The 317-nt window shown below is 69.4% G+C and carries 1 protein-coding gene; it reads left to right on the top strand.

Annotated features, from left to right (window positions below; translation table 11 throughout):
• On the top strand, positions 1-317 hold a 317-nt coding region (locus tag B5P40_RS32310; RefSeq protein WP_142936394.1), incomplete at both ends, for an SDR family NAD(P)-dependent oxidoreductase.

Here is a 317-nt window from a genome sequence, read left to right as displayed (position 1 = left end):
TCGATGTGCTGGTCAACAACGCCGGCTGGGACGTGTTCAAGCCCTTCACCAAAACGGTTCCCGCAGAGTGGGACCGGCTCATCGCCATCAACCTCACGGGAGCGCTGCACATGCACCACGCGGTGCTGCCGGGCATGGTCGAACGCAAAGCCGGCCGCATCGTCAACGTGGCGTCCGACGCCGCGCGCGGCGGCTCCTCGGGCGAGGCCGTCTACGCCGCCTGCAAGGGCGGTCTGGTGGCGCTGTCCAAGACCCTGGCGCGGGAACACGCGCGCCAGGGCATCACCGTCAACGTGGTCTGCCCCGGCCCCACCGAC

It is taken from the genome of Bacillus sp. SRB_8 (assembly GCF_003264205.1).
GTDB classification, from domain to species: Bacteria; Bacillota; Bacilli; order Bacillales; family Bacillaceae_G; genus Bacillus_A; species Bacillus_A mycoides.
This window is presented reverse-complemented; position numbering and strand designations above follow the sequence as displayed.